General features: G+C 70.3%; 19 protein-coding genes and 2 pseudogenes. 11 read left to right on the forward strand and 10 right to left on the reverse strand.

The window, feature by feature from the left end:
* Positions 1 to 255 precede the first annotated feature (255 nt).
* On the forward strand, positions 256 to 714 hold the full coding sequence (locus AC1UKG_RS08090; RefSeq protein WP_482642596.1) for an NUDIX domain-containing protein: 459 nt from the start codon (positions 256 to 258) through the stop codon (positions 712 to 714).
* Here AC1UKG_RS08090 and AC1UKG_RS08095 read toward each other — a convergent pair.
* From AC1UKG_RS08095 to AC1UKG_RS08110, 4 genes and pseudogenes are all read right to left on the reverse strand, one after another.
* Positions 659 to 1,228, reverse strand: coding sequence for a flavoprotein (locus AC1UKG_RS08095; protein ID WP_482642595.1), 570 nt, complete (start codon positions 1,226 to 1,228; stop codon positions 659 to 661). The genes AC1UKG_RS08090 and AC1UKG_RS08095 overlap by 56 nt on opposite strands.
* Positions 1,225 to 2,559 (reverse strand): hypothetical protein, encoded by a 1,335-nt coding sequence (locus AC1UKG_RS08100; RefSeq protein WP_482642594.1) that lies wholly within the window; start codon positions 2,557 to 2,559, stop codon positions 1,225 to 1,227. Before AC1UKG_RS08100 ends, AC1UKG_RS08095 begins: the two co-directional genes overlap by 4 nt.
* 304 nt (positions 2,560 to 2,863) lie before the next feature.
* Positions 2,864 to 3,064: a DUF397 domain-containing protein gene (locus AC1UKG_RS08105; RefSeq protein WP_482642593.1), complete on the reverse strand. Its 201-nt coding sequence runs from the start codon at positions 3,062 to 3,064 to the stop codon at positions 2,864 to 2,866.
* Positions 3,057 to 3,536 (reverse strand): annotated as a pseudogene (locus AC1UKG_RS08110) (DUF5753 domain-containing protein); the annotation flags it as partial. The pseudogene AC1UKG_RS08110 and the gene AC1UKG_RS08105, both read right to left, overlap by 8 nt.
* A 95-nt stretch (positions 3,537 to 3,631) precedes the next feature.
* Here AC1UKG_RS08110 and AC1UKG_RS08115 point away from each other — a divergent pair.
* The 3 genes and pseudogenes from AC1UKG_RS08115 to AC1UKG_RS08125 form a co-directional block, all read left to right on the forward strand.
* Positions 3,632 to 3,784: pseudogene (locus tag AC1UKG_RS08115) on the forward strand (Gfo/Idh/MocA family oxidoreductase); the annotation flags it as partial.
* A gap of 123 nt (positions 3,785 to 3,907) precedes the next feature.
* Entirely contained in the window at positions 3,908 to 4,510 is a 603-nt protein-coding gene (locus tag AC1UKG_RS08120) for a GNAT family N-acetyltransferase (protein WP_018732244.1), read from the forward strand.
* A 28-nt stretch (positions 4,511 to 4,538) separates the two neighbouring features.
* Positions 4,539 to 5,957, forward strand: a complete 1,419-nt coding sequence (locus AC1UKG_RS08125; RefSeq protein ID WP_482642592.1) for an RtcB family protein — start codon at positions 4,539 to 4,541, stop codon at positions 5,955 to 5,957.
* Between the two features lie 42 nt (positions 5,958 to 5,999).
* On the opposite strand, the gene AC1UKG_RS08130 is transcribed toward AC1UKG_RS08125, so the two are convergent.
* Positions 6,000 to 6,440, reverse strand: coding sequence for an archease (locus tag AC1UKG_RS08130; RefSeq protein ID WP_029124455.1), 441 nt, complete (start codon positions 6,438 to 6,440; stop codon positions 6,000 to 6,002).
* A 170-nt stretch (positions 6,441 to 6,610) separates the two neighbouring features.
* On the opposite strand from AC1UKG_RS08130, the gene AC1UKG_RS08135 reads away from it, so the two are divergent.
* From AC1UKG_RS08135 to AC1UKG_RS08150, 4 genes are all read left to right on the forward strand, one after another.
* Positions 6,611 to 8,095: a flavin-containing monooxygenase gene (locus AC1UKG_RS08135; RefSeq protein ID WP_482642591.1), complete on the forward strand. Its 1,485-nt coding sequence runs from the start codon at positions 6,611 to 6,613 to the stop codon at positions 8,093 to 8,095.
* Positions 8,088 to 9,017 (forward strand): SDR family NAD(P)-dependent oxidoreductase, encoded by a 930-nt coding sequence (locus AC1UKG_RS08140; RefSeq protein WP_018742443.1) that lies wholly within the window; start codon positions 8,088 to 8,090, stop codon positions 9,015 to 9,017. The genes AC1UKG_RS08135 and AC1UKG_RS08140 overlap by 8 nt, the downstream gene beginning before the upstream one ends.
* A gap of 153 nt (positions 9,018 to 9,170) precedes the next feature.
* Positions 9,171 to 9,362 carry a hypothetical protein gene (locus AC1UKG_RS08145; RefSeq protein WP_482642662.1) on the forward strand — a complete coding sequence of 64 codons (192 nt, stop codon included), beginning with the start codon at positions 9,171 to 9,173 and terminating at the stop codon, positions 9,360 to 9,362.
* 298 nt (positions 9,363 to 9,660) lie between these two features.
* Positions 9,661 to 10,464 (forward strand): hypothetical protein, encoded by an 804-nt coding sequence (locus tag AC1UKG_RS08150; protein ID WP_018742445.1) that lies wholly within the window; start codon positions 9,661 to 9,663, stop codon positions 10,462 to 10,464.
* 45 nt (positions 10,465 to 10,509) lie between these two features.
* Here the strand turns inward: AC1UKG_RS08150 and AC1UKG_RS08155 are convergent, their stop codons facing one another.
* From AC1UKG_RS08155 to AC1UKG_RS08165, 3 genes are all read right to left on the reverse strand, one after another.
* Complete coding sequence (locus AC1UKG_RS08155; protein ID WP_018742446.1) at positions 10,510 to 12,132, reverse strand: alkaline phosphatase D family protein; 1,623 nt, start codon at positions 12,130 to 12,132, stop codon at positions 10,510 to 10,512.
* 88 nt (positions 12,133 to 12,220) lie between these two features.
* Positions 12,221 to 13,693, reverse strand: a complete 1,473-nt coding sequence (locus AC1UKG_RS08160) for an MFS transporter (RefSeq protein WP_026271101.1) — start codon at positions 13,691 to 13,693, stop codon at positions 12,221 to 12,223.
* A 39-nt stretch (positions 13,694 to 13,732) separates the two neighbouring features.
* On the reverse strand, positions 13,733 to 13,969 hold the full coding sequence (locus tag AC1UKG_RS08165; RefSeq protein WP_018742448.1) for a hypothetical protein: 237 nt from the start codon (positions 13,967 to 13,969) through the stop codon (positions 13,733 to 13,735).
* Between the two features lie 218 nt (positions 13,970 to 14,187).
* Here AC1UKG_RS08165 and AC1UKG_RS08170 point away from each other — a divergent pair, with 218 nt between their 5' ends.
* The 3 genes from AC1UKG_RS08170 to AC1UKG_RS08180 all read left to right on the forward strand — a co-directional run bounded on the left by AC1UKG_RS08170 (position 14,188) and on the right by AC1UKG_RS08180 (position 16,269).
* Positions 14,188 to 15,336 (forward strand): geranylgeranyl reductase family protein, encoded by a 1,149-nt coding sequence (locus AC1UKG_RS08170; RefSeq protein ID WP_482642590.1) that lies wholly within the window; start codon positions 14,188 to 14,190, stop codon positions 15,334 to 15,336.
* Positions 15,337 to 15,820: 484 nt separating this feature from the next.
* The gene (locus AC1UKG_RS08175) at positions 15,821 to 16,018 is read left to right on the forward strand and encodes a hypothetical protein (RefSeq protein ID WP_018215551.1); all 198 of its coding nucleotides are present in this window, start codon (positions 15,821 to 15,823) and stop codon (positions 16,016 to 16,018) included.
* A 92-nt stretch (positions 16,019 to 16,110) separates the two neighbouring features.
* Complete coding sequence (locus AC1UKG_RS08180; protein ID WP_018732235.1) at positions 16,111 to 16,269, forward strand: hypothetical protein; 159 nt, start codon at positions 16,111 to 16,113, stop codon at positions 16,267 to 16,269.
* Positions 16,270 to 16,273: 4 nt separating this feature from the next.
* Here AC1UKG_RS08180 and AC1UKG_RS08185 read toward each other — a convergent pair whose 3' ends face one another.
* Positions 16,274 to 16,966, reverse strand: coding sequence for a hypothetical protein (locus AC1UKG_RS08185; protein WP_482642661.1), 693 nt, complete (start codon positions 16,964 to 16,966; stop codon positions 16,274 to 16,276).
* Positions 16,967 to 17,288: 322 nt separating this feature from the next.
* Entirely contained in the window at positions 17,289 to 17,756 is a 468-nt protein-coding gene (locus AC1UKG_RS08190) for a hypothetical protein (RefSeq protein ID WP_482642589.1), read from the reverse strand.
* Positions 17,757 to 17,806 lie beyond the last annotated feature (50 nt).

Genomic DNA, 17,806 nt, shown 5'->3' on the forward strand with positions numbered 1-17,806 from the left:
GGCTCTTAATCCGCGGGTTCGGGGTTCGAGTCCCTGGCGGCGCACCAACGAGCGGGGCCTTGCCCTGGTACTTCCGTGCCGGTCAGAGGCCTTTTCGCGTACGGCGGTGGTGGCTGGTGGCTCGGTGGGTGCTCGGGAGCCGTTGGACCGGGTTGGTGTCGGTGGGACGGGGTGCGATGCCAGCCGGTCGGATCCATGGATTAATCGGGTGCGCCGCTGTCCGGTCGCGGGGTCCGGGCGTGGTTAGGGTCGGTTGTGCGGCGGATCGTGCATAGGTCGGTGCGGGCCATCCTTGTCGATGGTGACGGCCGTCTTGTGCTGATCAAGCGGATCAGGCCCGGGCAGGTGCCGTACTGGACGACGCCGGGTGGTGGGGTGGAGTCGACGGATGTTTGTCTGGAGGCTGCGCTGCGTCGTGAGTTGCGTGAGGAGCTTGGTGGCGAGGCCGGTCGGCTGGTTCCGGTGTTCCTGTTCACTGCTCCGGTTGGTGCGGGTGTTTCGGTGCAGCACTTCTTCGCGGGTCGTTTGCTTCGGTTGCGGGTGGAGGCGCGTAGTGGGCCGGAGTTCGCTGATCCCGCGCGGGGTGAGTATCAGCTGGACCGGGTGGCGATTGACGAGCTGCACGCGGTGGAGTTGAAGCCGGATGTGCTCAGGGAGTTCATTGTCGCCAACGAGGAGGCGTTGCTCTCGGTCCGCGGCGATCATGCAGGGTAGTGCGGTTGAGAAGGTCGAGCACGCTGTCCCAGTGGAAAGGTCCGTCTGGGGTGTCGGGTCGTAGGGCTTCGGTGGCGGTGAAGTGAACGCCGGCGTTGGCGAGTAGTTCGAGGTTGCGGTGGAAGGCTGGGTGTGCGGCGAGCGCTGCCTTGGCGTAGGGCGAGACGATGATCGGTGTTCCGGCTCCGAGGGCTTCGTTGAGGGTGCCCAGGGCTGCGGTGTTGTTGATGCCGGCGGCCCATTGGTTGATCGTGTTGAAGGTGGCCGGGGCGACGATGATGGCGTCAGGCCGTGGTAGTGACTTCGGCTCCTGTGGTCCGCGCGGTTCGCTCCGGACGGGGTGGCCGGTTGTCTGTTGCAGGGCTGGGAGGTCAACCCATGCGGTGGCGGCCTCGGTGACGACGGGGTGCACGTCCCAGCCGTCGTGGCGGAGTCGTTCGGCCAGCTCGGTTACTTTCGCGGCCGGTGGGGCGGCGCACACGACGAGCAGGAGGACGGGGGTGGCCTTGGTCATGCGTCTTGGACTCCTGCTCGGTCGGCGAGGGCTCGTAGCCCGGGGGTGCGGCTGGGGTGTTCCCGCCGGAGCAGCTTCGTGATGAGCCCAGCGGCGGTGGCGTTGAGCTTGATCGCCTCAGGGACGAGGCGTTCGTACTCCAGGAGGTGGAGCATCGCTTGGGGGGCTGAGCTGTCCGTCGCGCTGTGCGCCACGGCAAGGTCGAGGTGCGCTTGAGCGCGCCGGCTGGCTAGCGTCAGTGGGAGCTGTGCGGTGTCGAGCTGGTCGGCGAGCCGGAGTGCCTGTGTGTTCTCGTGTAGGGCGACCGCGACGGAGATGTGGTGTAGCCGGACGTTGGTGGGTCCGAAGGCTGTCCACAGTTCGTTACCGTTGCGGCCGAGTTCATCGGCGGCTGATTCAGCGGCTCGCAGGTGGCGCAATGCGCTGCGAGTGTCTGCCTGGCGGGCTGCCGCCACGGCCGCGTGGAGCAGGAGCGCTCCATACGCCGAGAGGTAGGCGGGGGTGCGGTACAACTGGTGGCCGGCGATGGCCTCGGCTGCGGCTACCGCGACCTCTTCCGCTTCGGCGGCACGGCCTGGCTGCTTGGCGAGCGCGCATGCGGTCTGGTAGGCCGCGATGGCGGTCCGTGCTGGATCAGCGGCTATCAGGCCGAAGCATCGGGCGCGGTCTGCGGTGGTCCAGGCGAGTTCGCCGTCACCGAGTTTGGCAGCCAGTTTTGACGCCAGCAGGTAAACGCCGCTAGCGGCTCGGGCAACCCTGGGCATCTCCACAGCCTTCGGCTGTTCGGCGAACAAGGACTCGGCCCCGTTGATAAGGATGGGTAGCTGCCGCAGTTTGCTGTACTGAGCGCCCTGGTAGGCGAGGTTGCCGATCTGTAGGGCGGCTTCCAGCTCAGGTAACGGCAGCAGGACCTGCCCGTTGTCGCGAGCGAGGACCGCGCGCCGCAGCCCCGCACGCCATTGGCTGGGCGAGCCGGAGGCATCGAGCGATTGGCTGGTCTGTGGCGACTCGGGCTCGTATATCTCGGGCCGTGGGTGGGTGGGGGCCATCCCCTTGTGTTGGTGACGAGAGTGCGGCTCTGTGGGTTCCGGGAGTTCGTCATTCTTGGCGTTGTCGGGCCGGTCGATGTAGAGCCCGAGCGAACGCTTGTCGGTTTGCAGAACCGTGCAGAGTGCCCATCGGTAATCCTCATTGGGCCACCGGATCTCGCCGCGTTCCAGCGCGCCAATGGCCTTCTCGGTGAGTCCTGCCCAGCGCGGCCTGCGACCTTGCCTGCCGTGCATCGAGGCCAGTTCGGCGTTGCAGGCGTCGGCCAACTCCTGGCGAGACATCGGGCGGCCGGAACCAGAGGGGGACCGTAGCGCCTTGCGGGCAGCCCTGAGGTGACTGTTCGGGACGCTGTCCCTCCCCACGATCTGCCCCCAGGATCGACCCAGCAATGACGTGCCCTTGCGTCACATTGTCGCAGCACTACGCTCCTACATGGTCCCAGTGCGTCCCTGCCCGGTTCAAGCGATACCGATGGTCGTCGGCGGCGTGGGCCACTTCCTGGCCTTGCGGTCGGCGCCGCAGGGCTGGGTGCCGCGGTGGGGCCGCCACCCCGCGAGCGCGGCTGGCGGCTGCAACCCGTGCCGGTCAGGCGTCGAATTCGCCGTTGCGAACCCCCTGGATGAACTCGAACCAGCCATCCGGGCCGAACACAAGGACACCGTCGTCGGGGTTTTTGGAGTCCCGGACGCCGACCTGCAGGTCCGTAGCGGTCGCGACTTCGACACAGTTGTCGGCACCACCGCTTCGGGTGGACTTCCGCCACGGGCAGAACTGCCTGTCATTCATCGTGAATATTCCTCCTGATTTCTTCGGCCGTTGCGGTGAGGAAGTCGAGGCTTTCGCCCGGTGGCATGGCGGCGTCCGTCAGCCTGCCGTACAGGTCGAGGTAGCGGTTGACGTCTGCTACCTCTGTCAGTACGAGGTCGTCGGTGGCTGTGTCAACGGCAACGACCACGGGGTCGTGCGGGTCCGGGTACCGGTAGGTGAAAAACGCCGAGCGGGGGACAGAATGCTGGCGGATCTTGGCGGCGATTGGCAGTACTCGGATGCTGATGGTTCGGCGGTGGTGTCCGACGAGCGTTAGGTGGTCCAGTTGATCGGCGATCACCGGCGCGGGCGCGGCAAAACGGCGGATGGCCAGTTCGTCGATGATCACCTCATACCGAGGGCCGCCCGGCCGCTCCAGCATGCGTTGGCGGCCGGCGCGTGCTTCGAGTGCTCGGGTGTGGCTGTAGGTGGCACCGTTGGAATCGTCCATTGTGGCACCCGGCCGCGCTCTCCGGCGTACCCGGCGTGCCAGTCGCCGGGGTCGCTGACCCCGACCCGTGCGTCGATGTCCTCAGGGGCGTGCCGGTGTTTGCTTCGTGGCGGGCGGCGCTGAGCGCCGCGACGCCGGATCTGGTTGTGGTGGCCACCCCGCCGGGGACCGCGCTTTGTGCAGCCCGGGAAGCAGCCCAGATCGGAGCCGCCGTGCTCGTGGAGAAGCCCTGCACCACCGAGCCGGCGGCCCTGGTGCGGCTCGGGGGTCCGGGGCTGGCGAGCCTCCGGGAGACGCGAATATTCCCGGCGGCGGATGCTGCGGTAATGCGAGGATCGCCGTTCGGATCGGGACGGATGGGGAGGACGTTCGTGGAGGTACGGCGGATCGGGCCGGAGCAGGTCGAGGCGGCGGCCGGGGTGTTGGCCGAGGCGTTTGACGGCTATTCCTGGACCGCGTGGACGGTCGGCGCGGATCGGCATCGGGAACGGCTGGCACACCTCTTCGCGATGACCCTGACCACGGTTGGTCTGCCGTACGGGGATGTCTGGGCGGCGCTGGACACCCACGGCCACCCGCAGGCGGTGGCGGTGTGGCTGCGGTCGGACCGGTCGGTGCCCGACGAGGTCTGGGCCGAGGTGGCCGCCGGGAACGCGGAGCATGCCGGGGACCGCCACGCGGCGATGCTCGCCGCGGAGGCCGCCTGTGCCCCGCTGCGGGCCGCGGAGCCGGCGTTCCTACTGGCCACGGTGGGGGTGCGCCCTGCGGGCCAGGGCGGGGGAGTCGGCTCGCGGCTGCTGCGTCCCGGCCTGGTCGAGGCGGACCGGGCCGGCCTGCCCGCGACGCTGGAGACGTCCGCTTCGGCGAATCTGCGGTTCTACCGACGGTGTGGGTTCGAGGTGACCGGGGAGGTGACCGTGCCGGGCGGGGGACCGCGGGTGTGGGCGATGCGTCGTCCTCCGGCCCGCGTGTAAGCCGGACCGGACCGGGTAGGTCGCGCGGGTGGAGCTGGTCGAGGAGTCGCCGTACCGTTTCCGGATCGATCGGCGGGACCCGATGCGGGTTTCCGGAGTGGTCTTCGCGGCCGAGGCGCTGCTGCCGGAGATCGGGGCGGACGGGTCGTTGGAGCAGGTCGCGGCCGTCGCCACGCTGCCCGGCATCGTCGATGCCTCGTTCGCCATGCCGGATGTGCACCTGGGCTACGGCTTTCCGATCGGTGGGGTGGCCGCCACCGATGTGGCGGCGGGCGGGGTGGTGTCTCCGGGCGGGGTGGGCTTCGATATCTCGTGCGGTGTGCGGCTGCTCACGGCCGACCTCGATCTGGCGGGGCTTCGTCCCCGGCTCGACGCGGTCATGGATGGGCTGGCGGAGGCGACGCCGCGGGGGGCGGGACGGGGCGCGGCGTGGCACCTGGCGAGCCGCGCGGACGTGGACGGGGTGCTGCGCGACGGGTCGCGGTACGCGGTGCAGCGCGGCTTCGGCGTCGAGCGGGACCTGGAACGCTGCGAGGACCAGGGTGCGCTGGGCGACGCCGACCCGGAGGCGGTCGGTGCACGGGCGATCGCGCGCGGCGCGAAGCAGGTGGGCAGTCTCGGCTCGGGCAACCACTTCCTCGAGGTGCAGGCCGTCACGGAGGTGTATGACCAGCGCGTCGCGGAGGTGTTCGGGCTCCGATCCGGCCAGGTCTGCGTGATGATCCATTGTGGCTCTCGGGGGCTGGGGCACCAGATCTGCGCCGACTACGTGCGCCGGATGGAGAAGGCGATGCGCCGCTACGGCATCGAGGTGCCGGACCGGCAGCTCGCCTGCGCCCCGGTCTCGTCTCCGGAGGGGCACGCCTATCTCGGTGCGATGGCCGCCGCCGCCAACTACGCCCGGGCGAATCGTCAGCTGCTCACCCACGTGAGCCGGCTGGTCTTTCGTCGGGTCACCGGCGCGAACCTCGACCTGGTCTACGACGTCTCACACAACCAGGCGAAGATCGAGACCCACGGGGTGGATGGCGAGCGGCGTTCGCTCTGTGTGCACCGCAAGGGTGCCACCCGAGCGCTGCCTCCGGGGCACCCGGACCTGCCGGCGGAGCTGGCTGAGGTCGGGCAGCCGGTGCTCATCCCCGGGTCGATGGGCACCGCGTCCTACGTGCTGACCGGGGTCTCCGGTGCCCCGGCCTTCGCCTCCAGCTGTCACGGGGCCGGGCGGGTGCGCAGCCGGAAGCAGGCGGTGCGGGACGAGCGCGGCCAGGATCCGCGCGAGCAGCTCGTCGCGCGGGACATCGCCGTACGCGGTGCTTCCCGGCGTGGTCTGGCCGAGGAGATGCCGGCGGCGTACAAGGACATCGACGCCGTGGTCGAGGCTACCGAGGGCGCCGGGCTGTGCCGCAAGGTCGCCCGGTTGGTGCCGATCGGCGTCGTCAAGGGCTGATGCCCGCTCGGGGGGTCGCGCGGAGCTGGCGGTTGTGCCGGCTCACACGTCCACGGTGAGCGCGCAGGACCAGCGGGGACCTTCGGGGCCGAAGCGCAGCTCGTGCAGGGAGATGGCCTTCGGCACGGCGCCGATCAGCTCCACCGCGTCGGCGTCGGTGGTCTGCCAACGTATGTGTAGCCCGCCGGCACCGTCGTCGCGGATCTCGGTCCGTAGTGGCAGTTCGCCCCTGGTCTCCATCCGGAAGATCACCTCCTCGAGGATGTTCACCAGGAGGTCTGCGTCCTCGTCGGCGGTGGCGTGGTATACCCGTTCGGCGGTGGGTCGCGCGGGGCCCGGGTCGACGAAGGTGTCGACCAGGGCGGTGACCGCCTCGGCCACGCACTCCCCCCGCGTCGGCGCCCACGCCTCGATCCGTACGTCGGCGGTGTGCGGCAGGCAGTGGTGGCCGCGTTCGGGTCGTGATTCCACGCCCCCGATCATCCGCTACGACCGCTTGCTCCGGACCCGGTTCGTCGCGGTTGGCTGCCGGGGCCGGGGTGGCGCTGCCGGCTCGTCGTCGCGGAGGCGACATATCAGACCTGTTCAATGTGTTGAATGCGTTGATGGTGGTGGATAGGGTCGAGTGCACCGGCTCGTTGACGGGAGACACCATGGCGACGACCGACCATGTTGACGTGCTCATTGTTGGTGCTGGTCTCTCCGGCATCGGTGCGGCCTGCCACCTGGCCCGGGAGTGTCCCGAGAAGACGTACGCCGTGTTCGAGGCGCGTGACGCCATCGGCGGCACCTGGGATCTGTTTCGTTATCCAGGCATCCGGTCGGACTCGGATATGTTCACTCTCGGCTACTCGTTCCGGCCCTGGAGCGACCCCACGGCCCTCGCCGACGGCCCGTCTATTCGGGACTACGTCCGGGACACCGCCCGCGAGTACGGCGTCACCGAGCACATCCGCTTCCAGCACCGGGTCGTCCGCGCCGACTGGGACAGCAGTACCGCCCGGTGGACGGTGTACGCCCGCCGGGCAGGTGGCGAGGAGGTCGCCGTCACCTGCTCGTTCCTGCACACCTGTGCCGGCTACTACCGCTACGACCGGGGCTACACCCCCCAACTGCCCGGGGCGGAACGGTTCGCCGGCCGGATCGTGCACCCGCAGCACTGGCCCGCCGACCTCGACCACACCGGCCAGCGGGTGGTGGTGATCGGCAGCGGCGCCACCGCGGTGACCCTGGTGCCCGCGTTGGCCGAGCAAGCCGCCCACGTGACGATGCTGCAACGCTCACCCACCTACATCCTGGCGCTGCCGGCACGGGACACGGCCGCCGCCGCGCTGCGCCGGGTGCTGCCGGAGGGGGTGGTCTATCCGGTGGTGCGCTGGAAGAACATCCTGCTGCTCACGGCGAACTACCAGCTCAGCCGACGGGCCCCCAACCTGGTCCGGCGTCTGCTGCGGCGCGCCGCGCGAGGCCGACTCCCGGCCGGGTACGACCTCGACCGGCACTTCGCGCCCCGCTACAACCCGTGGGACCAGCGCCTCTGCGTTGTTCCCGACGGTGACCTGTTCCAGGCGATCGCGGCGGGCCGGGCCTCGGTCGTCACCGACACCATCGACACCTTCACCGAGACCGGGCTCCGGCTGGCCTCCGGCGAGGAGTTGGCCGCTGACGTGATCGTCACCGCCACCGGCCTGGAGTTGCTTGCGCTCGGCGACGCCCAGCTCACCGTGGACGGTGCGCCGATCGATCTGGCCAACTCGGTCGCCTACAAGGGGATGATGCTCTCGGGCGTGCCGAACTTCGCGATGACCATCGGCTACGTCAACGCCTCCTGGACGCTCCGGGCCGACCTGATCGCTCGTTACGTGTGTCGGCTCCTCACTCACCTCGACCGCACCGGACAGCAGGTCGTCACCCCGTTGCCCCCGCCCGACGACGAGCGGCGCCCTCTTCTTGACCTGAACGCCGGCTACGTGCTGCGCGACCTCGCCGCCCTGCCTCGGCAGGGGGTCCGCGCGCCCTGGCGGCTGCCCCAGAACTACCCGCGGGACCTGTTGCTGATGCGGTACGGCCGGCTCACCGACGCGGGAGTCCGGTTCTCTCGGGCGGGCAGGCCGGAACGGAGTCCCGCGCGTGCGTAGGTATGACTACCACCGCGCGACCGCCGTGGTCACCGGTGCCGCCAGCGGGATCGGCGCCGCCCTCGCCCATGGCCTGGCGGCGCGCGGCAGTGACCTGGTCCTGCTCGATCGCGACGCGGAACGCCTGGCCACCGTCGTGAGCGCGATCCGCGCCGCGTACCCCGACCGGCGGGTGGACCCGGTCGTCGTGGACCTCGCCGACGCGGCGGCCACGGCGGGGGCAGCCGAGCAGATCCTCGTCCGCCATCCCCGAATCCGGCTCCTGGTCAACAACGCCGGCGTGGCACTGGGCGGTCGGTTCGACCAGGTAACCCTGGACGAGTTCCAGTGGGTGGTCGACATCAACTTCCGGGCGGTCGTGCAGCTCACGCACGCGTTGCTGCCCGCCTTGAAGGCGGAGCCCGGCTCGCACCTGGTAAACGTCTCCAGCCTGTTCGGGCTGATCGCCCCGCCCGGGCAGGCCGCCTACTCGGCGACCAAGTTCGCCGTCCGTGGCTTCACCGAGGCGCTGCGGCACGAACTGATCGCCGACGGTGTCGGTGTCACCTCCGTGCACCCCGGGGGGATCGCCACCCGGATCATCGAGAACGCGCGGGTCGGCAGCGAGGTCAACCGGGACGACTACGAGGTGGGCCGGCGGCAGTTCCATCGCCTGCTCCGCATCCCACCCGCCCGGGCCGCCGAGGTGATCCTGCGCGGCGTGGCACGCCGCCGGCCCCGGGTGCTCATCGGCTGGTCGGCGAAGCTGCCCGACCTGGTCGCCCGAATCGCGCCGGCCTCGTACGGGAGGCTGCTGTGGGTCGGGCTCAACCAGACCGCCGGTGCGCCGACTCGTCGGCTGACCACCGGGGCCGCGCCGACACCGCAGCCGGCCGACCAGCCGCCGGCGTCGCCGTCACCCCCGGCGGACGACCGGGTGTGACCGCCGACGTCTGGCGCGGGCAGCCGCTACTCCTCGCTGGGCATGGGAATCGCCGAGTTCGGGGACGTCGCCACGTCAGTTTTGCCATGGCCGCCTACGGAGTGGGAGGTCTGGCCGGGTCGGGGCTGGGTGGTGCCATGGCAGGACACCCTGATGATCGTGGCCTCCGGGTTCTTGATCGCGCAGGCCGGCGTGCGCTGGATTCTGCTGGCCGGCCTCTGCGCGCTGCTGTTGGCGGTTAGCAGGGAGCTGTTTGGCTGGCGGCGTGCGGGCCGGCAGGACGACCCGCGCGCCGCCGCGCCGCTCCCACCGCAGTCAAAGGCGGGGGCGTTGGCGGAGAGCTGACCGCGATCAACCGAAGCTGCCGCGACGGCCGCAGGACGGTCTGGCCTTCCGTGGCAAAACGTCCGGTACGGCGGTTTTGGGGCCCGCAAGGTGCTGTTGCGTCCCTTGCCCGATTTGCTGCGGGGATATCGCCGATCGCCTGTGACCTGGGCCGCAGCTGCTCTCATTCAGGGCGATCCCGGAATGACGGACATGGCGACCGGGTTGTGTCCCCGGTACCGCCGGAACCCAAACCCCGTGTGGCGGTTCCCCGAGGAGTGCTCACCCGGAGCGCTTCGCCTGACCGAAAGGGCACATCGTGAAGGATGACTTCACCCGATGGCTCCCGGCCATTGCGAAGACCCCGTACCAATGGCTCTCGACCGAGCCGAACCGCAAGCTCGTCCTGAGCGTGGCCGGCGTCGCAGCGATCGGAGGTCTCGCGCTCGCGCCGACCACCGCCGCGGCATCGGTGACCAGCGGACCGCATCCCGGCGCCGTAGCCGCCATCGAGCTGGCCACCGGCCAGCAGGCCGGAGACGGTGAGTCGGACCCGGACCTCCAGCCGGACCCGACCGAGTCGACCACCGACCCGGACGTCGAGTCGGGCCCGACCGAGTCGACCCCGGACCCGGACCGGAGCCCCGAGACGGCAGCGAGCGACACCGACAGCACCGATTCGCCCACCCGGGAACAACTGATCCCCCACGGTGTGCAGGGCGCCCAGTCCTACATCCAGGTTGACGACGCCCAGCGTGCGAACGCCAAGGAGATCATCGAGGTCGCCAAGGCGACCGGGGTCGGCGAGCGGGGTGCGGTCATCGGCGTGGCGACCGCGCTGCAGGAGTCGAAGCTGTACAACCTCGGCCATCTGGGCTACTACAACGACCACGACTCGCAGGGCCTGTTCCAGCAGCGCCCGTCGACGGGATGGGGCACGCCCGAGCAAATCACCGACCCGCAGTACGCCGCGACGGTGTTCTTCGAGGCGCTCAAGAACGTCAACGGCTGGCAGGAACTGCCGCTGACCGTCGCGGCCCAGACGGTGCAGGTGTCGGCGTACCCGTTCCACTACGCGCAGTGGGAGGAGCTGGCAGCGGAGCTCGTCGCCGAACTCTGGTGACAACCGGCCGGCCGTTGCCCACGCGGGCAACGGCCGGCGCTGCGGTCAGCTCAGCGGCGAACTCTCCGATTGCAGCCGGGACGAGCCGGCGGACACCGACCAGCCCGCCACAAAGCGGCTACCGGTGCTGCGCTGGGTCCGGTCGATCAGGTGGAACCAGTCCATCCGGCACTGCTGCGGCGTCACCTCCAACACCCCGTAGCCGTGCCCGTCGAGTTCGGTCCAGCGCACGTGTGGGTTGGTCGAACGGATCACGCCCGACGCCAGCTCACTGAGCGCGTTGCCTTCCCGCATTCCCAGGAAGTCGTTGATGTTGTCGCTGGTCATCGACGGCACTACGAACTCCGCAGCGGCCGGGGTGTCCCGCCCGGTCGACTTCGTCGTCAGCTCGCTCGCCCACGAGGTGTGGATGTCACCGGTCAGGAAGACCACATCCCGGGTGTCGTTCGCCAGCAGGTGGTCAATCAGCTCGTTGCGGTCGGCGTTGTAGCCGTCCCACTGGTCGGTGTTGAGTACCGCGCCGTTCTGCGGTATTCCCAGCAACGTGCCCAGCGGCCCGAGTAGCCAGGCGGGGAGGGCGCCCACGTCCAGCCGGGAGATCATGATGGGGTTACCGACCAGCTTCCACTGGGCGTCCGAGGTGGCCAAGCCCGTCTTGAGCCAGGCCATCTGCGCCGCGCCGGTGATCGTTCGCTCTGGGTCGTCAATGTCCAGACCCGATGCCGGCTCGGACCGGTACGTCCGCAGGTCCAGCATGGACAGGTCGGCGAGTCGGCCGAAACGCAGCCGCCGATAGATCGCGCCGTCCGCCCCGGTGCGCACCGGCATCCACTCCGCGTAGGCCCGGCGCGCTGCCGCCACCCGATCGGTGAAGCTACCCTCGGTGCCGGGGGTGTGGTTCTCCGCGCCGCCCGACCACTGGTCGTTGGCGACCTCGTGGTCGTCCCAGGTGATCGCCCACGGCACCGACGCGTGCAGGGCCTGGAGGTCAGGGTCGGTCTTGTACAGGGCGTGCCGGACGCGGTAGTCCTGCAGCGTCAGCGTTTCGTGCGTCGGTTGGACCTCCCGCACCACGGTTCCCCCGGCGGCGAACTCCCCGGTGCCGTACTCGTAGAGGTAGTCGCCGAGGTGCACCACCAGGTTCAGGTCGCCGCGTTCGGCGAGGTGCCGGTAGGCGGCGAAGTAGCCCGCCTCCCAGTTCGCACATGACACCACGCCGAGCCGGATCCGGTCGATGTCGGCGTCCGCCTCCGGGGCGGTCATCGTCCGACCGGTGGGCGACCAGGTGCCGGCGTGACCGAAGCGGAACCAGTACGTGGTGGCCGGCGCGAGCCCGCTGACGGGAACCTTCACCGTGTGGTCCCGAGCCGGGCCGGTAACGAGGGTGCCCTGCGCCGCCAGCGCGGCGAAGTCCGGGTCGGTGGCCACCTGCCAGGTCACCGTCGCCTCCGGCCCGACTCCCGAGCCCGGCTGGGAATCCTCGGTCGGGGTGAGCCGGGTCCAGAGCAGAATGCCGTCGGGCAGCGGATCACCGGAGGCAACGCCGTGCCGGAAGGCACTGCCGGTGGCCCCGGCCGGGTTGGCGAGGGCGGCACTGGCGAGGACGGCGGTGCCGGCGGAGGCACCGGCGATGCGCAGGAGGGTACGACGGTCGAGGGTGTTCGTCATGGACACTGTTTCTACCTGCCAGTGGGGTCTGGCCGCTGCATCGCCTCAGCGTGTTTCGTAAATTTTTTCAATCGGGTGTCGTACTTTTTCAATCTGGGGTATCGATCTTCGCCGTTCCGCGACGGCCGAGGGCGATGTCGGTCAGCGCCAGGAAGAGCGCGAGAATGGTGATTCCGCTGATCAGGAGCATCGCGTGGTGGAAGGCGACCGACCAGTCCCCGGTGGCCCCCTGTGCCGCGAAGATGACGCTGCCGACCGTGGCGATGCCGGCGGCAGACCCGATGCGCTGGCCGGTCTGCAGCATGCCCGCGCCGCTGCCGGCACGCGACACGGGCACCTGGGCGAGGGTGAGAGCCTGGTTCGGGGTGACCACCAGTCCACTGCCGAGCCCCGCCACCAGCAACGGTGTGGCGGTCCACCACGAGACGGTGGCGCCCGTGGGGACCCGGTTCACGACGAGGACCACGACGACGAGGCTGACGGCGACGGTGGCCAGACCGAGGGCGACCAGCGGCCGACCGACTCGGCTGACGATCCGGCCGCCCACCACGGAGGCGATGGCGAAGCCAGCCGTGAACGGGGTGCTGGCCAGCCCGGCGGCGAGTGCACTGTGCCCGAGGCCGTTCTGCAGGTACACGGTGAGGACGAAGAAGATGGAGGTGAACCCGCCGAAGTACAGCAAAGCGATCAGGACACCGAACCGGTACGAGCGAATGCCGAGTAGGCGCGGGTCGAACAGGGGCTCGCGGCGGCGGCCGTACCACCGCTCCCAGGCGGCGAAGGCGGCCAACGTCAGCAGACCGGCCGGGAGCGTCAGCCACCTTGCCGGACCCTGCCAGTGCTGTTGGACCAGGGGCAGCAGGACAAGCAGGACACCCGCGCCGAACAGCAGCAGCCCGACCGGATCGAGTCGGTGCCGGTCGGGGGCTCTCTGGGGGCGGTGTGGGAGAAGGCGCCAGCCGAGGACGGCGGCGAACACACCGATCGGCACGTTGACGAAGAAGACCCACCGCCACCCGTGCTCGGCGCCGCCGATGTGGATGAGGAGGCCGCCGAGTAGTGGCCCGACCGCGGTGGAGATGGCGACCGCTGCCCCGAGCAGCCCGAACGGGCGGCCCCGCTCGACACTCTGAAAGAGTTCCTGGATCAATCCGGTGACCTGTGGGTTGATCAGTCCGGCGGCGGCACCCTGGAGCAGGCGGGAAGCGATCAGCCAGGGGGCGGTAGGAGCCAGCCCGGCTGCCACGCTGGTAATGGTGAACAGCGCGACGCCGACGACGAAGACGGTCCGCCGCCCATGCCCGTCGCCGAACCGGCCACCGGGCACCAGCATCAACCCGAACATCAGCGTGTAGCCGGAGAGGACCCACTGAACGTCACTGGGAGCGACATCGAGTGCCCGCTCCATCGACGGGATAGCAACGTTCACAATGCTCACGTCGAGCACCGTCATGAACACTGCCACCAAGCCGACACCGAGCGCCGCCCCGCGGTCCTGTCGCCCGACCCGGGCAGCACCGGGCCGGGAGGTCCGCGGACCCCGGGAAGGGTGGTCATCCATCCGGCGGCGGTTGCCCGCCCGCGCCGGGGTGCCGCGGCCTCACGTCAGCTGTTGGGCGCAGAACCGAGGGCCGAAGTCCAGGCCGGCCATCGGCGAGTCCTCGCGGTGCAGCAGGTTCTTCTCGGTGAGTTGGTGTAGGGGAGCGATCAGTTGCTCCTCGGTCAACCCGGTCTCCTCGGCGATCAGGTCCGGGTACGGTACCTGGCCGCGGGCCTCCAGGACCGCGACCGCGTCGTACACCCGTTCCTCGAGTTCCGACAGTTGCACCTGCTGCATGTCGTCCTCCTTCGGAAACCGCCTCGCGGGGCGGTCGGCCTGGGCGGTGGATACCCGGCTGGCGACCGAAGATGCTCCCCCGATCGGGTATGTCGCCCAGGTCCGACGGTCGGTTGGGGCGGGACCTGCGCCGAGCCCTGGTCGCCGGGCCGCGACGGTGCCGGGAACCCGCCCGCGCCTCGGCCAAGAACGTTGACGTGAGCCCTAGGCTGGCAACGGTGACGGTCTGGGATCTTGCGGTGGTGGGTGCGGGCCCGGCTGGCCTGTCCGCCGCCTACGTCGCGGCGCGGGCGGGTCTGGCGACCCTCGTGCTGGAGCGGGCTGTGCATCCGCGTTATAAGACCTGTGGTGGCGGCCTGATCGGCACCTCGTTGGCCGCACTGGCGGACCGGATCGAGGTGCCCGCGCAGGATCGGGCGGAGCGGGTGACCTTCACCCTGGATGGGCGGCGGGCGTTCACCCGGCGGAGCGCGACCGGCCCGCTGGTGATCATGGTGCGCCGGGACGAGTTTGACGACCGGCTACGGGCCGCTGCGGTCGCCGCCGGGGCCAAGCTGCGTCAGCGAGTCGCGGTCCGGGCGGTGGAGTCGGACCCCGACCGGGTCCGCCTGCGGCTGGCCGACGGGGCGACGGTGACCGCGCGGGCGGTGATTGGCGCCGACGGGTCCTCGGGGGTGACCGCACGGCACGTGGGGGTACGACACCGGCAGGTCGACCTGGGGCTGGAGTTGGAGCTGCCGGTGGCACCGGCCCAACGGGCCCGCTGGCGGGGTCGGGTGCTGCTGGACTGGGGCCCGCTACCCGGCTCGTACGCCTGGGTGTTTCCGAAGGACGACCTGCTGACGGTGGGGGTGATCGCGGCACGGGGGACGGGGGAGCAGACCCGGGCTTACCTGCGGTCGTTCGTGGATCGGCTGGGTCTGGCCGGGGTCGAGCCAGCGCACGATTCCGGGCACCTGACCCGGTGTCGGCGGGAGGACTCGCCGCTGCGCCGCGGGCGGGTGCTGGTGGCGGGGGATGCGGCGGGGCTGCTGGAGCCGTGGAGCCGGGAGGGGATCAGCTACGCCCTGCGTTCCGGTGCGCTGGCGGGGTCGGCGGTCGCCGCTGACGATCTGGGCCGGTACGAGTTGGCGGTTGCGGGGGAGTTGATCCCGTCGATGCGGGCGGGCCAGCGGCTGCTGGAGACGTTCGCTCGCCGGCCGGGGTTGTTTCACGGACTGTTGGCCACGCCGCCGGGTTGGCGGACCTTTGTTGCCTTCTGTCAGGGGCGGATTGGCTTCGATGACCTGCTCTCGCGGGTGCCGGTGCGGATGGCACTGGGAGTGCTCGCGAGGCCGCCCCGGCGCAGTAGCGCCCGCCCGCGTTGACGCTGTGGTGTCCGTGTCTCGCGGGCACCTCCGCCTCCTCACCCATCCAGGATCCTAGGATGCTTTAGCGGTAGTGCTGAAGCCCACCGAGACCAGCGGGGGAGCACCCCAACCTGTTGTTCGGCACCCGCAACGGTGGCGACTGACCCGTGCTGTCGCCCCGGGTGCCGGTTCCGGCGGTGATCGCGGTCACGGGCCCAGCGGGAAGGGTCGGGGCGGGTACGCTGTTGAGACGGGTGTCGGTGTGTCCAGTGTCCCCGGGCCTCACCAATAAGCCGTCGCGGAATACCGTTCGGCTGGAGCCGCCACGCGCCACGCGCCGAGAGGCGACCTGCACATCGGCAACCCGCACCGCCCCCGAAGCCCAGGCTTCGGGGGCGGTGCTCTTTTCGCCGAAGCCGAAGCCGAAGCCGAAGCCGTGCTGGGCTGCCGGCCGGTCCCGGAGCTGGCCCCACCCGCGTGGCCAGCTCGGTAGCGTCTGAGCATGGACCCTTCAGCGATCTGGCGGGACCGGCAACACCGGTGGCGGATTGAGGCCTACCGCGCGCCCGACCTCCGGTTCGCGATCTTTGCTACCAGTGGGACGACCGAGTCGGCGCCGCTGTGGCTGTTCGGAATGTCGGCGTTGGCGCGCTGGCTGATGAGCCACAAGATTTCGCTCGACGACCTGGAGGTCGACTGACCTTGTTCAGGGGAAAAAAGTAGTTTGCCACCCTTTGTGGGCGGCGCTGGCTAGGGTCACCGAGTGTGAGAGACCGAGGAGTACGTACCGCCGTGGCGGTACTGGCCGGGCTAGCAGTGATCTACTTTGGAACGACAGGCCGGGATCAACCGGACGGTGAGGGCGTCACCAGCGGCCTGATCGCGCTGGCCGTGCTCGCTGCGCTGCTGGTGTGGTACCTCACCCGGCCTCGCGGCGACGCGACGAAGTGACCGGTCACCGGCGCGCTGCTCGCGTCACCGCACCAGCGGATTCCTCGCCGAGCGCGACCCGCACCAGAGCGGAGGCGAAGCGGCCGAACTCCGCCTCCGCCACCAGGTCGGCGAGCCGCCGCGGGGTTTGCGGCAGGCCCAATCTCTCCGCGCCGCTGAGGGCACGCCGGTCGGCGAAGGGACGCAGGTCCGGCCAGACCGCCTGGGCCTCGCGGAGGAAGATGTCCGCACCGGCGGGCCCGATGCCCGGAAAAGCGGTGAGCAGGCGGCGTAGCTGCGCCGGCTGGCCCTGCGCGGCGTGGTGTAGCCGGCGTAAGTCTCCCTGCCAGCGGTCCAGACAGAGTCGTGCTCCCGTGCCGAGCAGCGTGGCGGTCCGCTCGTCGTAGCGCCGGTAGTGCCCGCGACCGAGCGCATCAACCCGGTCCTGCCAGGTCGCTGCCTCCATCGCCGACGGGGTGCGGTAGCCGGCGGCGAAGAGCTCCCGGGCCGCGGCCACCGCGACGCCGGCGCGGATTCGTGCACTCAGCAGGGTGGCGAGCACCAACAGCTGATAGAGCGGGCCGGGCCGGTCGGCCAGCCGGATCCCGGCCTCCTCGGTGTAGGTCTGTCCTCGTCGTTCCAGCAGCACCCGTGCTGTTTCGTGACTGTCTCCCACCCGCGGGGGGTACCCGTCGTAGGCCGAGTTAGCCCGCTGCATGTCCGGTGACGTCCGTGGGTATTCACACGTGGCGGCAACCGCCACGTACGTTGCCACCCAGCGGAAGGAGACAGCGGTGACGAACCCGCAGCAGCAGGAGGCCCGGCGTAGCGCCCGGGGCTCGAACGTGCAGGACACCAAGGGACCCGGTCCGACGGGTCATCCTCGTAACCGTGGCTCGTCGCAGGGCGACCGGGGGCGTCCGGTGCCCCGGGGTCAAGTCTCGGGCTATGGGCCCTCGGGCGAGCCGGTTGCTGAGGACGACAGCTGATCCGGGCCGCCCGCCCTGCGTGTGAAGGGCGGGCGGCCCGGTGGTTGAGCCTCAGGTGGGTGGCATCCGGAGTCGGTTCCAGGTCGTCGCGGCGACCAGGCCGTAGGCCAGGTGCGGGATGAGGTCGGACAGCCAGTCTCCACGGCTCCAGGTCCGTGGGTCGCTGACTCCGAAGACGGCGTACGAGCCGCCGGAGGCGGTCATCACCCCGCCGCCGAGCAGTCCACTGGCCAGGGCCGGCGGCATTGGTCGGCCCCGGGTCAGCAGGGCGAAGCCGACTCCGGCGGCGATTCCGATGCCGTACCCGAGTAGCGGGCCGAGTCCCGAGCGGCGGTTGGTCGCCTGGGGTTCGGGGCCGAGGTTGAGGTGGGCCACCTCGGCGACCCGGCCGGCGCTGCGTTCTGGGGTGTTACTCGCCGGCCGGGCTCGTAGCGTCATGTCCAGATAAGTGACGACGTTGAGGGCGGTGGTGCCGGCCGCGCCGGCGATCGCTCCGTCGGCTAGGACTCCGGCTCTCATATCGGGTCGCCGCCGGGTCGGCCGCACGCGTCGCTCGCTGGTCGTGGTGC

It is taken from the genome of Salinispora sp. CH2A1_6 (assembly GCF_056820975.1).

What these genes read in the sequence shown, in the direction of transcription:
- AC1UKG_RS08095 (WP_482642595.1), bottom strand. Translation starts at nt 1,228, where the DNA reads ATGACCAAGGCCACCCCCGTCCTCCTGCTCGTCGTGTGCGCCGCCCCA.
- AC1UKG_RS08100 (WP_482642594.1), bottom strand. Translation starts at nt 2,559, where the DNA reads ATGTCTCGCCAGGAGTTGGCCGACGCCTGCAACGCCGAACTGGCCTCG.
- AC1UKG_RS08105 (WP_482642593.1), bottom strand. Translation starts at nt 3,064, where the DNA reads ATGAATGACAGGCAGTTCTGCCCGTGGCGGAAGTCCACCCGAAGCGGT.
- AC1UKG_RS08130 (WP_029124455.1), bottom strand. Translation starts at nt 6,440, where the DNA reads ATGATCGGGGGCGTGGAATCACGACCCGAACGCGGCCACCACTGCCTG.
- AC1UKG_RS08135 (WP_482642591.1), top strand. Translation starts at nt 6,611, where the DNA reads ATGGCGACGACCGACCATGTTGACGTGCTCATTGTTGGTGCTGGTCTC.
- AC1UKG_RS08145 (WP_482642662.1), top strand. Translation starts at nt 9,171, where the DNA reads ATGATCGTGGCCTCCGGGTTCTTGATCGCGCAGGCCGGCGTGCGCTGG.
- AC1UKG_RS08155 (WP_018742446.1), bottom strand. Translation starts at nt 12,132, where the DNA reads ATGACGAACACCCTCGACCGTCGTACCCTCCTGCGCATCGCCGGTGCC.
- AC1UKG_RS08160 (WP_026271101.1), bottom strand. Translation starts at nt 13,693, where the DNA reads ATGGATGACCACCCTTCCCGGGGTCCGCGGACCTCCCGGCCCGGTGCT.
- AC1UKG_RS08165 (WP_018742448.1), bottom strand. Translation starts at nt 13,969, where the DNA reads ATGCAGCAGGTGCAACTGTCGGAACTCGAGGAACGGGTGTACGACGCG.
- AC1UKG_RS08175 (WP_018215551.1), top strand. Translation starts at nt 15,821, where the DNA reads ATGGACCCTTCAGCGATCTGGCGGGACCGGCAACACCGGTGGCGGATT.
- AC1UKG_RS08185 (WP_482642661.1), bottom strand. Translation starts at nt 16,966, where the DNA reads ATGCAGCGGGCTAACTCGGCCTACGACGGGTACCCCCCGCGGGTGGGA.
- AC1UKG_RS08190 (WP_482642589.1), bottom strand. Translation starts at nt 17,756, where the DNA reads ATGAGAGCCGGAGTCCTAGCCGACGGAGCGATCGCCGGCGCGGCCGGC.